The 13,581-nt window shown below is 40.9% G+C and carries 10 protein-coding genes and 1 pseudogene; all 11 read left to right on the forward strand.

Annotated features, from left to right (window positions below):
- The first annotated feature begins 11 nt into the window (after window positions 1–11).
- A complete protein-coding gene (locus AC3CH4_RS00995; protein ID WP_488543176.1) occupies window positions 12–1,049 on the forward strand; it encodes a polysaccharide biosynthesis protein in 1,038 nt (345 codons plus the stop codon).
- Entirely contained in the window at window positions 1,049–2,152 is a 1,104-nt protein-coding gene (gene wbjC / locus AC3CH4_RS01000; RefSeq protein WP_488543177.1) for a UDP-2-acetamido-2,6-beta-L-arabino-hexul-4-ose reductase, read from the forward strand. Before AC3CH4_RS00995 ends, wbjC begins: the two co-directional genes overlap by 1 nt.
- A 9-nt stretch (window positions 2,153–2,161) precedes the next feature.
- On the forward strand, window positions 2,162–3,292 hold the full coding sequence (gene wecB, locus AC3CH4_RS01005; RefSeq protein WP_488543178.1) for a non-hydrolyzing UDP-N-acetylglucosamine 2-epimerase: 1,131 nt from the start codon (window positions 2,162–2,164) through the stop codon (window positions 3,290–3,292).
- Window positions 3,293–3,296: 4 nt separating this feature from the next.
- Entirely contained in the window at window positions 3,297–4,511 is a 1,215-nt protein-coding gene (locus AC3CH4_RS01010) for a glycosyltransferase family 4 protein (protein ID WP_488543179.1), read from the forward strand.
- Window positions 4,501–5,106, forward strand: a complete 606-nt coding sequence (locus AC3CH4_RS01015) for a GNAT family N-acetyltransferase (RefSeq protein ID WP_488543180.1) — start codon at window positions 4,501–4,503, stop codon at window positions 5,104–5,106. Before AC3CH4_RS01010 ends, AC3CH4_RS01015 begins: the two co-directional genes overlap by 11 nt.
- Window positions 5,107–5,110: 4 nt before the next feature.
- Entirely contained in the window at window positions 5,111–6,271 is a 1,161-nt protein-coding gene (locus AC3CH4_RS01020; RefSeq protein WP_488543181.1) for a DegT/DnrJ/EryC1/StrS family aminotransferase, read from the forward strand.
- On the forward strand, window positions 6,264–6,857 hold the full coding sequence (locus AC3CH4_RS01025; protein WP_488543182.1) for a sugar transferase: 594 nt from the start codon (window positions 6,264–6,266) through the stop codon (window positions 6,855–6,857). Before AC3CH4_RS01020 ends, AC3CH4_RS01025 begins: the two co-directional genes overlap by 8 nt.
- Window positions 6,858–6,941: 84 nt before the next feature.
- Window positions 6,942–8,879, forward strand: coding sequence for a polysaccharide biosynthesis protein (locus tag AC3CH4_RS01030; protein WP_488543183.1), 1,938 nt, complete (start codon window positions 6,942–6,944; stop codon window positions 8,877–8,879).
- A 67-nt stretch (window positions 8,880–8,946) separates the two neighbouring features.
- Window positions 8,947–10,113 carry a nucleotide sugar dehydrogenase gene (locus AC3CH4_RS01035; protein WP_488543184.1) on the forward strand — a complete coding sequence of 389 codons (1,167 nt, stop codon included), beginning with the start codon at window positions 8,947–8,949 and terminating at the stop codon, window positions 10,111–10,113.
- A 336-nt stretch (window positions 10,114–10,449) separates the two neighbouring features.
- Window positions 10,450–11,580: pseudogene (locus tag AC3CH4_RS01040) on the forward strand (ISAs1 family transposase).
- A gap of 168 nt (window positions 11,581–11,748) precedes the next feature.
- Entirely contained in the window at window positions 11,749–13,281 is a 1,533-nt protein-coding gene (gpmM, locus tag AC3CH4_RS01045) for a 2,3-bisphosphoglycerate-independent phosphoglycerate mutase (protein ID WP_488543185.1), read from the forward strand.
- Window positions 13,282–13,581 lie beyond the last annotated feature (300 nt).

The following is a 13,581-nucleotide window of genomic DNA, read 5'->3' on the forward strand; positions in this document are numbered from 1 at the left end:
CGGAACTATTAATGTTTAATAATAAAATACTTTTAATTACAGGTGGAACTGGCTCATTTGGTAACGCAGTCTTAGACCGATTTTTAGAAACGGATGTTAAAGAAATTCGCATATTCTCTCGAGATGAGAAAAAACAAGATGATATGCGAAAAAAATATAACTCATCTAAGCTTAAGTTCTATATCGGTGATGTTCGTGATTATAACTCGATTCTGTCTGCTACTCGAGGTGTTGATTTTGTTTATCATGCTGCAGCTCTTAAACAAGTACCTTCCTGTGAGTTTCACCCAATGGAAGCAGTAAAGACAAATGTTCTAGGTACTGAAAACGTCTTAGAAGCTTGTATTGCTAATGAAGTATCGCGAGTTGTTTGTTTGAGTACAGACAAGGCAGTTTACCCAATTAATGCAATGGGCATCTCTAAAGCTATGATGGAAAAAGTCATTGTCGCAAAATCACGCAATGTTGAGTCTAATAAAACTGTAATATCAGCCACTCGTTACGGCAATGTTATGGCGTCTCGTGGTTCTGTTATCCCACTGTTTTTGCGTCAAATCATAAATGGTGACCCGATCACTATTACAGACCCGAACATGACTCGCTTCATGATGACTTTAAATGACGCAGTAGACTTGGTATTACACGCATTCACCCATGGTGTGAATGGTGATATTTTTGTCCAAAAAGCACCTGCAGCAACAATCGAAGTTTTGGTTGAAGCTTTGAAACAAATCACTTCAAAACCTGATCATCAAGTTAATGTTATTGGAACTCGACATGGCGAAAAGTTGTTTGAAGCGCTGTGTAGTCGTGAAGAAATGTTTGTTGCTGAAGATCAAGGTGGCTACTACCGAGTTCCATCTGATAATAGAGATTTAAATTACTCTCAATATGTCGAAGAAGGGGAGCAAGACCTAAGCACTATTGAAGATTATAATTCGCATAATACTGAACGTTTAGATGTTTCAAGCATGATTAGGCTGCTTCATAAATTGGATTTTATCGCGGATATCGAAGCTGGCAGCGTTAACGTTCCGGAAGGTGTCTAATGAAAATCCTAATTACTGGAGCAAAAGGGTTTATTGGTAAGAATTTATCTTTGTTTCTAAAAGAACAAGGTAAATACATAGTCACTGAAGTAGATCGTGATACATCTGAGAATGATTTGAATGACGCTCTCGCTACCACTGACTTTATTTTCCATCTTGCGGGCGTGAATCGCCCTAAAAATGATTCAGAATTTAAAGAAGGTAATGCAGATTTGACGTCTCATATTGTCACGACTTTGAAGGCTAATGGTCGTAAAGTGCCTTTGATGATCAGTTCGTCAACACAGGCTGTGAGTGATAATGCGTATGGTGCCAGTAAAGCGGAAGCAGAGAAAGTTGTAGAAGCTTATGGGCAGGAAACAGGTTCGCCTTATTTCATCTACCGTTTTCCAAATGTCTTTGGTAAATGGTGTCGTCCAAACTACAACTCTTTCGTTGCTACCTTCTGTCACAATATTCTCAATGACATTGAGATTACAATCCATGATCCTAAAGCCCCTGTGACTCTGATTTACATCGATGACGTATGTAAATGCTTGATGGCTCTATTAGATGGTGAAACTGCATCTGGTTCTGTGAAAGTTACCCCAGAGTACCCTACTACCGTTGGTTATGTTGCAGATACGCTGAAAGACTTCAAAGGAAGCCGCGATAGCTTAATTACTGAAAATGTGGGGATGGGTTTAGAGCGTGCTCTGTATTCAACTTACTTAAGCTACATGCAGCCTAATCAATTCAGTTACACCATTCCAAGTTATGGGGATGAAAGAGGTGTCTTTAGTGAAGTGCTAAAGACCAAGCAAGCTGGTCAATTCTCGTTCTTCACGGCTCATCCTGGAATCACTCGTGGTGGCCATTACCATCATACTAAGAATGAAAAATTCCTAGTGATCAAAGGTCGAGCGTTGTTCAAATTTGAGCATGTGATCACTGGAGAGCGCTATGAGCTATGCGTAGACAGTGAAACTCCAGAGATTGTTGAAACGGTTCCTGGGTGGTCACACGATGTAACGAACGTTGGCTCAAAAGAGCTGATTGTTATGCTTTGGGCGAATGAAATCTTCGATCGAGAAGCTCCAGATACAATTGCTAAACCTCTGTAAGGTAAAATGATGAAAAAAATGAAAGTAATGTCAGTGGTTGGCACTCGCCCTGAAATTATTCGCTTGTCTCGTGTTCTTGCTAAACTTGATGAGCATTGCGAACACATTCTAGTTCACACTGGGCAAAACTATGACTTTGAGCTCAATGAAGTTTTCTTCAATGATCTTGGGGTTCGCAAGCCAGATTATTTCCTAAATGCAGCAGGTAAAAATGCTGCAGAAACCATTGGTCAAGTAATTATTAAAGTTGATGAAGTGCTTGAGCAAGTACAGCCAGAAGCAATGCTTGTACTTGGTGATACTAACTCATGTATTTCAGCCCTTCCTGCAAAGAGACGTAAAGTGCCTATCTTCCATATGGAAGCAGGTAACCGTTGTTTTGATCAGCGTGTTCCTGAAGAGACAAACCGTCGTATTGTTGATCATACTTCTGATATCAACTTAACATACAGCACTATTGCTCGTGACTACCTTCTTGCTGAAGGCTTACCTGCTGATCGCGTAATCAAGACGGGCAGTCCGATGTTTGAAGTTTTGAATCATTACATGGATCAGATTGACGCTTCAGATGTTCTTCAAAGACTGGAACTAAACCAAGGCGAGTACTTTGTAGTGAGCTTGCATCGTGAAGAGAATGTGGATTCTCCGAAGCAACTAGCTAAGTTAGCAGAAACACTGAATACGGTCGCGGAAAGCTATGATTTGCCTCTTATCGTTTCCACTCACCCACGTACGAGAAATCGTATAGAGGCTCAAGGGCTAGAGTTTCACAAGAATATCCAGCTACTTAAGCCAATGGGTTTCCATGACTACAACCACCTTCAAAAGAATGCAAAAGCGGTTCTTTCTGATAGCGGCACCATCAATGAAGAGTCTTCAATTATGAACTTCCCAGCTTTGAACATGCGTGAAGCACATGAAAGACCAGAAGGTATGGAAGAAGCGTCAGTAATGATGGTGGGTCTAGGAGTTGAGCGCGTGATGCAAGGATTGAAAGTTCTTGAAAGCCAGCCTTCAGGCGAAACTCGTTTACTACGTCAAGTAGCAGATTATAGTATGCCAAATGTGTCTGATAAGGTGGTACGTATCATCCACTCTTACACAGACTACGTTAAACGAGTCGTTTGGAAAGAATATTAATCCAATGAAAATTCTATTCATTAGTCAGTTGTATGACCCTGAGTATTCAATTAAAGGTCACGCTTTAATGAAGCACTGGGTTGACCAAGGCCATGAAGTAGAAGTCATTACCACTTTCCCTAACTACCCTGTGGGGAAAGTGTATGACGGATATAAAGTAAAGCTAGTAGATGAGAGCTACGAAGACCAAGTCAAAATTACACGAGTTTGGTCCCACATATCTCACTCCAAATCGAAGTTATCTAGGGCGTGGAGTTACATTAGTTTTACGTTGATGGCATTACTTTTTGCGTTGAAGTCAAAAAACGTTTCAGTGGTTTATACCTATCATCCGCAGTCTACGACGGGATTGATTGGTATGTTAATGACGCTATTCAAACGCGTTCCGTACATTACCGATGTACAAGATTTGTGGCCTGATTCACTTACGGCGACGGGGCTTGGTAGCAATAAAATAGTGACTTCCTTGATCGGTGGTTGGTGTCGCTTAGTTTATAAATTCTCTAGTCAAGTTGTCGTTTTATCTCAGGGCTTTAAGAAGACTCTTGTTGAACGAGGAGTTAACGAAGATAAGATCGATGTAGTGTATAACTGGTGTCCAGAAGAAGCTCTGATTTCTTCGGCTTTGGAGCAGTCATCCTACAGCGTGACTTCCAACCGGACCGTTAAACTGGCGTATGCGGGCAACTTGGGCGCAGCACAAGACTTAAAGTCAGTAGTGCAAGCGATGGGGTTACTGAGTGATGTTGATGTTCATCTATCTCTTATCGGGGGTGGCGTTGAAAGAGAAACTCTTGAACAAGAAGTGAAAGACTTAAAACTTCAAAATGTCAATTTCTTAGGGTATGTCCCTCCCAAAGATCTGTTTTCAGAGTTGGTTAATTATGATGCCTTACTGGTACACCTTAGAGATGAGCCTCTGTTTAAAATCACAATTCCATCGAAAACTCAGTCTTACACTGCATTAGCTAAGCCAATTATTATGGCGGTATCAGGCGAAACTCAAGATATTATTCGCGAAGGTGAATGTGGTTATTACCCAACGCCAAGTAACCCAGAATCTATAGCTGACGCGATCAGGGAGTTATCGAATGGTCGTGACGATTGGGCATTGTTAGGGAGAAATTCTAGGAAGACTTATTTAAGTAAGTTTTCCTTGGAAAATGGCTATTGCTCATTGGATTCAGTTTTGAAAAAGGCAGTATCATATGGAAAGTAGGAACGCGACGTATGATGATGTTGAACGCATTGTAGAGATCCATATCAATGCGTTTGAGGGCTTCTTTTTGACTTTTTTAGGGCCTAAATTCTTACGTCTTCTATATAAAGGTTTCATTGATAAAGGTGTATTGCAAGTCGCTGTTTTGGGTTCTAAAGTTATTGGTTTTTCTGCAGGAACAGAGCAACCAGATGTCTTTTTCTCGAACTTAAGAAAAGAAAAGTGGCTTTCATTTTTCTTAGCCGCTATGCCAAGTCTAATTAAAAAACCATCTTTAGTTTTCAAAAAACTTTATGGTGCACTTTTCTATAAGGGTGACTCCGTTGAAAGGCTCAATAATAGCTTTTTACTAAGTAGTTTAGCCGTTGACCCTTATTCTGAAGGTAAAAGTATCGGTAAGTTTCTACTCAATGACTTGAATGAAATACTATCTGAGAAAAAGACTTCTGAGACCATTTATTTAATTACTGATAAGAATGAGAATGGCTCTGTATTGGGCTTTTACAACAAATGTGGATTCTCAATTGAGTCAGAGTTTAAGCAGTCTGGTCAACGAGAAATGTTAAGATTAATAAAATCAATTGAGGTCGTTTAAAGAGATGAGTACAGATTTTTTACCGTTTGCGCTACCTGAAATTGGCGAAGAAGAAATTGCTGAAGTTGTAGATTCATTGCGCTCTGGCTGGGTAACAACAGGCCCTAAGGCTAAACGACTTGAAGAAAATTTCGTCTCGTTTTTAGGTCGTGAAGACCTTGAGGCGGTGGCTGTAAACTCAGCGACTTCTGGCTTGCACTTAGCTTTAGAGGCAGTGGGAGTCGGTGAAGGTGACGAAGTTATTTTGCCTACTTATACCTTTACCGCAACCGCTGAGATTGTGCGTTACCTTGGTGCGACACCTGTGATGGTTGATATCGAGCCTGATACGTACAATATGTCAGTGTCGGCTTTTGAAAAAGCGATCACTGATAAAACCAAAGCGGTGATTCCAGTACATTTTGCTGGATATGCATGTGAAATGGATTCTATCCTGAGCATTGCAAAGTCTCATGGCATTAAGGTTGTTGAAGATGCAGCTCATGCTTTGCCAACACTATATAAAGGCCAGCTGATAGGTACTTTAGATAGTGATGTAACCGTCTTTAGTTTTTATGCTAATAAGACGATGACAACGGGCGAGGGTGGTATGTTGGTGACAAGTTGCCCTGATATCGCTGCGAGATGTAAGGTGATGAGATTGCACGGTATCAGCCGAGATGCGTTTGATCGCTACACTTCAACTAAACCAGCATGGTCATATGAAGTCGTCGCTCCTGGCTACAAGTACAACATGCCTGATATCGCAGCAGCTATTGGTATTCATCAATTGGCGAGATTGCGTTCGTTTCATGATAAACGAGTTTCAATGGCTGAGTATTACAATAAGGAATTGCAAGGTTTAGCTTTGTCAATACCACCGTGCCCAGAAAACATTGCAGAGCATGCTTGGCATTTGTACCCAATCAAACTCGATGCAGCTGCGATTAATCGTGACAAGTTTATTGAAGAAATGGCTGCAATCGGTATTGGGTGTTCCGTTCACTTCATTCCGCTGCATTTGCACCCTTACTGGAGAGATGAATACGCTTTGACTCCTGAGATGTTCCCAATTGCTCAAGAACTGTTTGAAAATGAAGTTACGATTCCGTTATATACCAAAATGACTGAAGTCAATGTTGACCGCGTGGTTAAAGGCGTTAAACAGGTGTTGAAGAATGCTTAAGCGCACTTTTGATCTAGTTAGCTGTATTGTGGGACTGGTACTGCTTGCCCCACTTTTTATCATCGTTGCGATTTGGATTAAGCTTGACTCTTCAGGGCCTATTTTTTTTCGTCAGGAAAGAGTAGGTAGAAATGGTGACGTTTTTAGAATCCATAAGTTCAGAACTATGCGCGGCGATTCTGAAAATAAAGGTCGCTTAACCGTTGGTAAAGACAGCCGCATCACTGCTTCAGGGCAATTTCTGAGAAAATCAAAAGTCGATGAGTTACCTCAGCTTATTGATGTGGTGCTAGGCAAGATGAGTCTTGTTGGTCCTAGACCAGAAGTTCAAGAATTTATCGACGAATACCCAAGTGATATTAGACAAATCGTTCTTTCTGTTAGGCCTGGTATCACAGATAAAGCATCTATAGAAATGGTTGATGAGAATGAAATTCTCGGTAAGTATGATGATCCTAGAAAGGCATACATTGAGCATGTTCTTCCAATCAAACAAAAATTCTATGTTGACTATGTAGAGAAGCAAACCTTTTTAGGTGATATTCAGTTAATATTTAAAACTATTACTAAAATAATAACTAGATAATGTGTTTATTAGTAAAGATGATTGAAATACTGCCTAAGTAATCTGGGCAGTATTTTTATAAAAATTGGCTTAATGAGACAAAATATGCAACGTTTTGACAAAGTTTGGCAGCTACCAAGATGGAAAAAAAGAGGAATATCGGCAGCGGTAGATTCCTTAATAATATTATTTTCATTTTACTTGGCTTTATGGACTAGGTTAGGGGATGTTTTACTAATTAGAAGTAGTGATGTTCTACTATTAGTCGGTTTGACTGTAGTTTGTACCATCATCATTTTCACACAATTAGGTTTATACCGTGCTGTTTTAAGGTATTTGACATTTCAAGCTTTGTTTGTCATTACAGCTGGTGCTGTACTATCTTCAGTTGCTTTAGCTGTTTTTGCGTATTATCTGCAAGAACCTGTGCCTCGAACAATACCAGTTATTTATGGTGCCTATTTAGCTCTGTTATGTGGCAGTTCTCGCTTAATTGTTCGCAACCTTGTAGCTACAACTTCACCGTTAAAGGACTTGCGTCAAGAAGTCGTAATTTATGGAGCAGGCTCTGGTGGACGTCAGCTTGCAGTTGCACTTCGCGCTTCCGAAAATTATCGTATTCGAGCGTTTATCGATGAAGATAAAACTCTCACAAATACTATGATTCTTGGTTTGCCCGTTGTTGATTTATCTAAAGCAGAAGCTTTGATTGAGAAGTATGATGTTTCTAAAATTTTGCTTGCGATTCCGAGTGCTTCTCGCGCTCGCCGTAAACAGATCTTAGATCTTTTAGCTCCGTTACCTGTAGAAATCCAAACTGTTCCAGATATGGCGGATATCGTATCTGGAAAAGCGAAAATTGACGAGTTGACTGATGTACCAATTGAAGATTTGTTAGGACGTGATGCAGTAGCTCCTCAGCAAGTTTTAATGGAAGCTAACATCAAAGACAAAGTTGTTATGGTAACTGGTGCTGGCGGTTCGATTGGCTCAGAATTGTGTCGTCAGATCTTAAAACAGCAGCCAAAAACACTTGTTTTGTTTGAGCTATCTGAATTTGGCTTATATCAAATTGATCGTGAGCTTTCTTTATTAAAAGAATTCAAAAATCTTGATGTAGACATTGTCCCTCTTCTGGGATCAGTTCAACGTTCGCATCGTCTTCTTACGGCAATGAAGTCTTTTAAGGTTGAGACTGTTTATCACGCTGCTGCGTATAAGCATGTACCGCTTGTTGAGTATAATGTTGTAGAAGGTGTACGAAACAATGTTTATGGCACTTACTATACCGCGAAAGCGGCTATTGAAGCTGATGTCGAGTCTTTTGTGTTGATCTCAACAGACAAAGCGGTACGTCCAACAAATGTGATGGGTACAACCAAGCGCATGGCAGAATTGGGCTTGCAAGCCTTAGCTGAGCAAGAGAACCAGAAAGAGAACGGTACTCGTTTCTGTATGGTTCGATTTGGTAACGTTCTTGGTTCTTCTGGGTCTGTAATCCCGCTGTTTAAAAAACAGATTAAAGCGGGTGGTCCTTTAACCGTAACTCATCCTGATATTACTCGTTTCTTCATGACGATTCCTGAAGCTGCTCAACTTGTTATTCAAGCGGGTGCGATGGGCAAAGGGGGGGATGTATTCGTTCTTGATATGGGAGAGTCAGTTAAGATTACAGATCTCGCTGAAAACTTGATTAATCTTTCTGGCTTGTCTGTTAAAAATGAGCAGAGTCCTCATGGTGATATCGAAATTCAATTCTCTGGTCTTCGTCCGGGAGAGAAATTGTATGAAGAGTTGTTGATTGGAGATAATGTTCAACGAACTGCTCATGAACGGATCATGACAGCTCATGAGGTATTTTTGCCAATCGATGAGTATAACAATCTACTTGAATCCTTAGACTTTGCTTGCCATAGTTTGGAACATGAGACTATTAGAAAGTTGCTTTTGGATGCACCAACGGGTTTTAAACCGACTGATGGTATTGGAGACTTGGTTTGGAGTGCTAGTCAGAGGGTTAATTCATGCTCCCTAGAAAAATAATACTATAGATATTGTTGGCTTAGTGCCTAGTGTTGGAAACATTGATACTTAATTGGAATAATTAATAATGAAAATTGCTGTAGCAGGTACTGGTTATGTAGGTCTGTCTAATGCGATGCTGTTGGCACAAAACCATGAAGTAATTGCTGTTGATATTCTCGAAGAAAAAATTGCACTTCTTAATGATAAAATGTCGCCTATCGTAGATGAAGAAATTTCAGAGTTTTTGAGTAATAAAGAGTTAAATTTTAGAGCCACGTTGGATAAGCAGGTTGCATATAAAAATGCAGATTATGTAATCATTGCAACCCCTACTGATTACGACCCTCAAACAAATTATTTTAACACCACGTCAGTTGAAGCTGTCATCAAAGATGTAACGGCAATCAATCCAAATGCTGTTATGGTGATTAAGTCCACGGTGCCGGTAGGATATACGAAACGTATATCTGAAGAATTCAACTGCAGTAATATTATTTTTTCGCCAGAATTCCTGCGTGAAGGTCGAGCACTTTACGACAACCTATATCCATCACGGGTTATCGTAGGGGAGCAATCGAAACGTGCAAAAATATTTGCTGATCTTTTATTGGAGGGTGCTTTGGGTAAAGGGGCACCTATACTATTCACTGACTCAACGGAAGCGGAGGCAGTTAAGCTTTTCTCAAATACCTACTTAGCATTACGAGTGGCCTATTTTAATGAGCTAGATACTTATGCTGAAACTCATGGCTTAGACTCCCGTCAGATAATTGAAGGAGTGGGTTTAGATCCTCGTATAGGTTGTCACTACAATAATCCATCATTCGGTTATGGAGGTTATTGTTTACCTAAAGATACTAAGCAGTTACGTGCAAATTATGAAGATGTGCCAAATGAAATTATTGGTGCAATAGTTGAAGCTAACCGTACTCGTAAAGATTTTATAGCTGAATCGATTTTATCTAAAAAACCACAAAGAGTAGGTATCTATCGCCTAATTATGAAGTCTGGCTCTGATAATTTTCGAGCATCAAGTATTCAAGGTGTGATGAAGCGAATAAAAGCAAAAGGCATTGAGGTTGTTGTTTATGAACCTGCATTAAAGGAAAGTGAGTTTTTCCACTCAGAGGTGATTAAGGACCTTAAAAAGTTTAAAGCTACATGTGATGTAATCGTATCAAATCGAATGGTCGATGAGATTAGAGATGTAGAAGCAAAAGTGTATACGCGCGACCTATTTGGTAGCGATTAGCATTTATTCATTTACTTGATGTTGTCAATAAGATAATTAGGAAGGTCTGTACGCCTTTGTGATTGCTTCAGAATTTAGATCGTGTTTCTAATGTTAGAATTGAAGGTCAACAATGATCAGAAAATGTCTTTTCCCCGTAGCAGGCTACGGAACTCGTTTCCTCTCTGCGACAGGGCAAGATCATGAAAAACCCTTATGGAATAAGGGATGACGAGTAGTCATATTTTCACTAATTAGATACTGAAGTCACAATAATCTCAATACATCCAAGATCGATTTGATGATCAGATTTAGGTGTGATCATATACTGTTTTTTAACAGCAGATATTTAGCCTAATGAACGGATTAAGCCTTTTGGACCATATTTCAGTTATTCGAGACCCTCGCCAAGCTTGGAAAATAGAGCACACGCTAACAGACATTATCTTCTTAACAATTGCAGCAGTGATTGCTGGTGCTGAAGGTTGGGAGGATATTGAAGATTTTGGTGAAGATAACTTGGAGTGGCTTAGACAGTATGGTGATTTCAAACAGGGCATACCAGTACACGATACCATTGCCCGAGTTATCAATCTTATTTCCGCTAAGCAACTGCAACGATGCTTTACTGCGTGAATGAAAGACTGTCATGAGGTGACTGAGGGGGAAGTGATTGCTATCGACGGCAAAACTCTCAGAGGCACATACAACAAAGACAAACGTTGTGGTGCGATTCATATGGTTAGTGCCTTTAGTGCAGCAAATCAAATTGTGTTAGGGCAGGTTAAAACTGCAGAGAAAAGCAATGAAATAAAAGCGATCCCTGAACTGCTTGAGATACTTTCTTTGCGAGGTTGCTTAGTGACGATTGATGCAATGGGATGCCAAAAGGACATAGCTGAAAAGATAGTTGCTCAAGACGCAGATTATCTCTTAGCAGTCAAAGGGAATCAAAAACGATTGGAGCAAGCGATTGGTCAAGTGTTTAACTCTAGTATGCTTAATAGTTTTGAAGGGGATAAATACGTCACTCAAGAGAAAGGGCATGGTCGTACAGAAACGCGTTTGAGTATGGTTGTTCACAATACAGATTTCTTAGGCGATATAGCGCTTGATTGGGCGGGACTCTCAACAATTGGTATGGTCGTTTCAATTCGTCAAGAAGGTGATAAACCAGCAGAAACAATGCAAATCAAGCATTACATAAGCTCAGCGAAACTGACGGCTAAAGCTTTACTAGAGAGCACGCGAGCACATTGGAGCATCGAAAATCAGATGCACTGGCGATTAGACGTAGGTTTTAAAGAAGATGAATGTCGGATACGTCGAGAGCAAGCTGGTGAGAATTTAGCAGTTATAAGACATATAGCTTTAAACCTGCTGACGGAAGAAACTAGCTTCAAAGCAGGGATAAAAAGAAAGCAGAAAAAAGCAAACCGTAGCAACAGTTACCTTTCGCAAGTCATTGCAGGACAAGGGGCTTCGTAATCTTGCCCTGGGTTCATCGATGAGTTCAAAAGAAGCTTTTTTTCAGCTCTGATCCTGCTACCTGCTACCTTTCTTGATCTTCCACTACAGTTTTGACTGTAAACTGTAGTAAAATTACGCTAATTTGTTTTTATACCGATTTATTTTGAATTGAACGAGGTCAGCCCTATGTCAGCTAAGAAGCCTATGGCTCTAGTGATTCTTGACGGTTACGGTCACCGTGAAGACACTGCAAATAACGCAATCGCTAATGCAAAAACTCCATTTATCGATAGCCTGTTTGCTAACAAACCAAACACACTAATCTCTGCTTCTGGTATGGACGTAGGTCTACCTGATGGTCAAATGGGTAACTCAGAAGTTGGTCACACTAACATTGGTGCTGGTCGCGTTGTATACCAAGACCTAACTCGCATCACTAAATCTATCGCTGACGGTGAGTTCACTGAAACGCCAGCTCTAGTAGAAGCTATTGACTCAGCGGTTAAAGCTGAGAAAGCAGTACACATCATGGGTCTTATGTCTCCAGGTGGCGTACACTCTCACGAAGACCATATCTACGCTGCAGTTGAAATGGCTGCAGCACGTGGCGCAGAGAAAATCTACCTACACTGTTTCCTAGACGGTCGTGACACACCGCCACGTAGCGCAGAAAACTCTCTACAGCGTTTCCAAGACCTATTCGCTAAGCTAGGTAAAGGCTGTGTTGCTTCTCTAGTTGGTCGTTATTACGCAATGGACCGTGATAACAACTGGGATCGCGTTCAAGTAGCTTACGATCTTCTAACACTAGGCAAAGCGGAATTCACAGCAGAATCTGCAGTTGCTGGTCTAGAAGCGGCTTACGCTCGTGACGAGAACGACGAATTCGTTAAAGCAACAGCTATCAAAGCTGAAGGTCAAGAAGACGCAGCTATCGCAGACGGCGATGCAGTTATCTTCATGAACTACCGTGCTGACCGAGCACGTCAAATCACTCGTACTTTCGTGCCTGATTTCGACGGCTTTGAGCGCGAAGTATTCCCAGCAATCAACTTCGTGATGTTAACGCAATACGCTGCTGATATCCCGCTAGCTATCGGCTTCCCACCGGCTTCTCTAGCGAACACATACGGTGAGTGGATATCTAAGCAAGGTCAAACTCAGCTACGTATCTCTGAAACTGAGAAATACGCGCACGTTACATTCTTCTTCAATGGTGGTGTTGAGAACGAGTTTGAAGGTGAAGAGCGTCAACTAGTTGCTTCTCCAAAAGTGGCGACTTACGACCTACAACCAGAAATGAGCTCTGCTGAGCTAACTGAGAAGATGGTTGCGGCTATCAAGTCTGGTAAGTACGACACTATCATCTGTAACTACCCGAACCCAGATATGGTTGGTCACACTGGTGTTTACGAAGCGGCAGAAAAAGCTATCGAAGCAATGGACGAGTGTGTTGCCAAAGTAACAGCAGCTATCGAAGACGTAGGCGGTCAAATGCTGCTCACTGCTGACCACGGTAACGCGGAAATGATGGTAAACCCAGAAACGGGTGGTATTCACACGGCTCACACTAACCTACCAGTTCCTCTAATTTACGTTGGTGACAAAGAAGTTGAGTTCAAAGAGGGCGGCAAACTGTCTGACCTAGCTCCAACTATGCTTTCTCTAGTAGATCTAGATATCCCATCAGAAATGACGGGTGAAGTTCTGGTTAAATAGCTTTTAACTAGCATCGAATACTGAAACGGCTGCACGCGAGTGTGGCCGTTTTTTTGTCTCTCGGCTTTAGGAGGGGTAAGGGTCGAATTTAGAGCGTTATATATAAAAAGTGCGTAAGATCAGAATTTTATTACTTTAAATGTACTTGTATGGATAATAAGCACTCCAATCGGGTAATGTGAGACCCAGGCTTTAGCTGCAACTAAAGCTTTCTATGTAGCAGTTCGTTTAAACGCTGGCTCCTCTATCGAGAGACCGATAACAAACATGAACGCTACATAGGACTTCAAGCATAAACCT

Source organism: Vibrio sp. QJM3NY_26, assembly GCF_057786005.1.

Excerpts from the sequence above, each read along its gene's own strand:
- AC3CH4_RS00995 (WP_488543176.1), top strand. The coding sequence starts at position 12 with ATGTTTAATAATAAAATACTTTTAATTACAGGTGGAACTGGCTCATTT.
- wbjC (WP_488543177.1), top strand. The coding sequence starts at position 1,049 with ATGAAAATCCTAATTACTGGAGCAAAAGGGTTTATTGGTAAGAATTTA.
- wecB (WP_488543178.1), top strand. The coding sequence starts at position 2,162 with ATGAAAAAAATGAAAGTAATGTCAGTGGTTGGCACTCGCCCTGAAATT.
- AC3CH4_RS01010 (WP_488543179.1), top strand. The coding sequence starts at position 3,297 with ATGAAAATTCTATTCATTAGTCAGTTGTATGACCCTGAGTATTCAATT.
- AC3CH4_RS01015 (WP_488543180.1), top strand. The coding sequence starts at position 4,501 with ATGGAAAGTAGGAACGCGACGTATGATGATGTTGAACGCATTGTAGAG.
- AC3CH4_RS01020 (WP_488543181.1), top strand. The coding sequence starts at position 5,111 with ATGAGTACAGATTTTTTACCGTTTGCGCTACCTGAAATTGGCGAAGAA.
- AC3CH4_RS01025 (WP_488543182.1), top strand. The coding sequence starts at position 6,264 with ATGCTTAAGCGCACTTTTGATCTAGTTAGCTGTATTGTGGGACTGGTA.
- AC3CH4_RS01030 (WP_488543183.1), top strand. The coding sequence starts at position 6,942 with ATGCAACGTTTTGACAAAGTTTGGCAGCTACCAAGATGGAAAAAAAGA.
- AC3CH4_RS01035 (WP_488543184.1), top strand. The coding sequence starts at position 8,947 with ATGAAAATTGCTGTAGCAGGTACTGGTTATGTAGGTCTGTCTAATGCG.
- gpmM (WP_488543185.1), top strand. The coding sequence starts at position 11,749 with ATGTCAGCTAAGAAGCCTATGGCTCTAGTGATTCTTGACGGTTACGGT.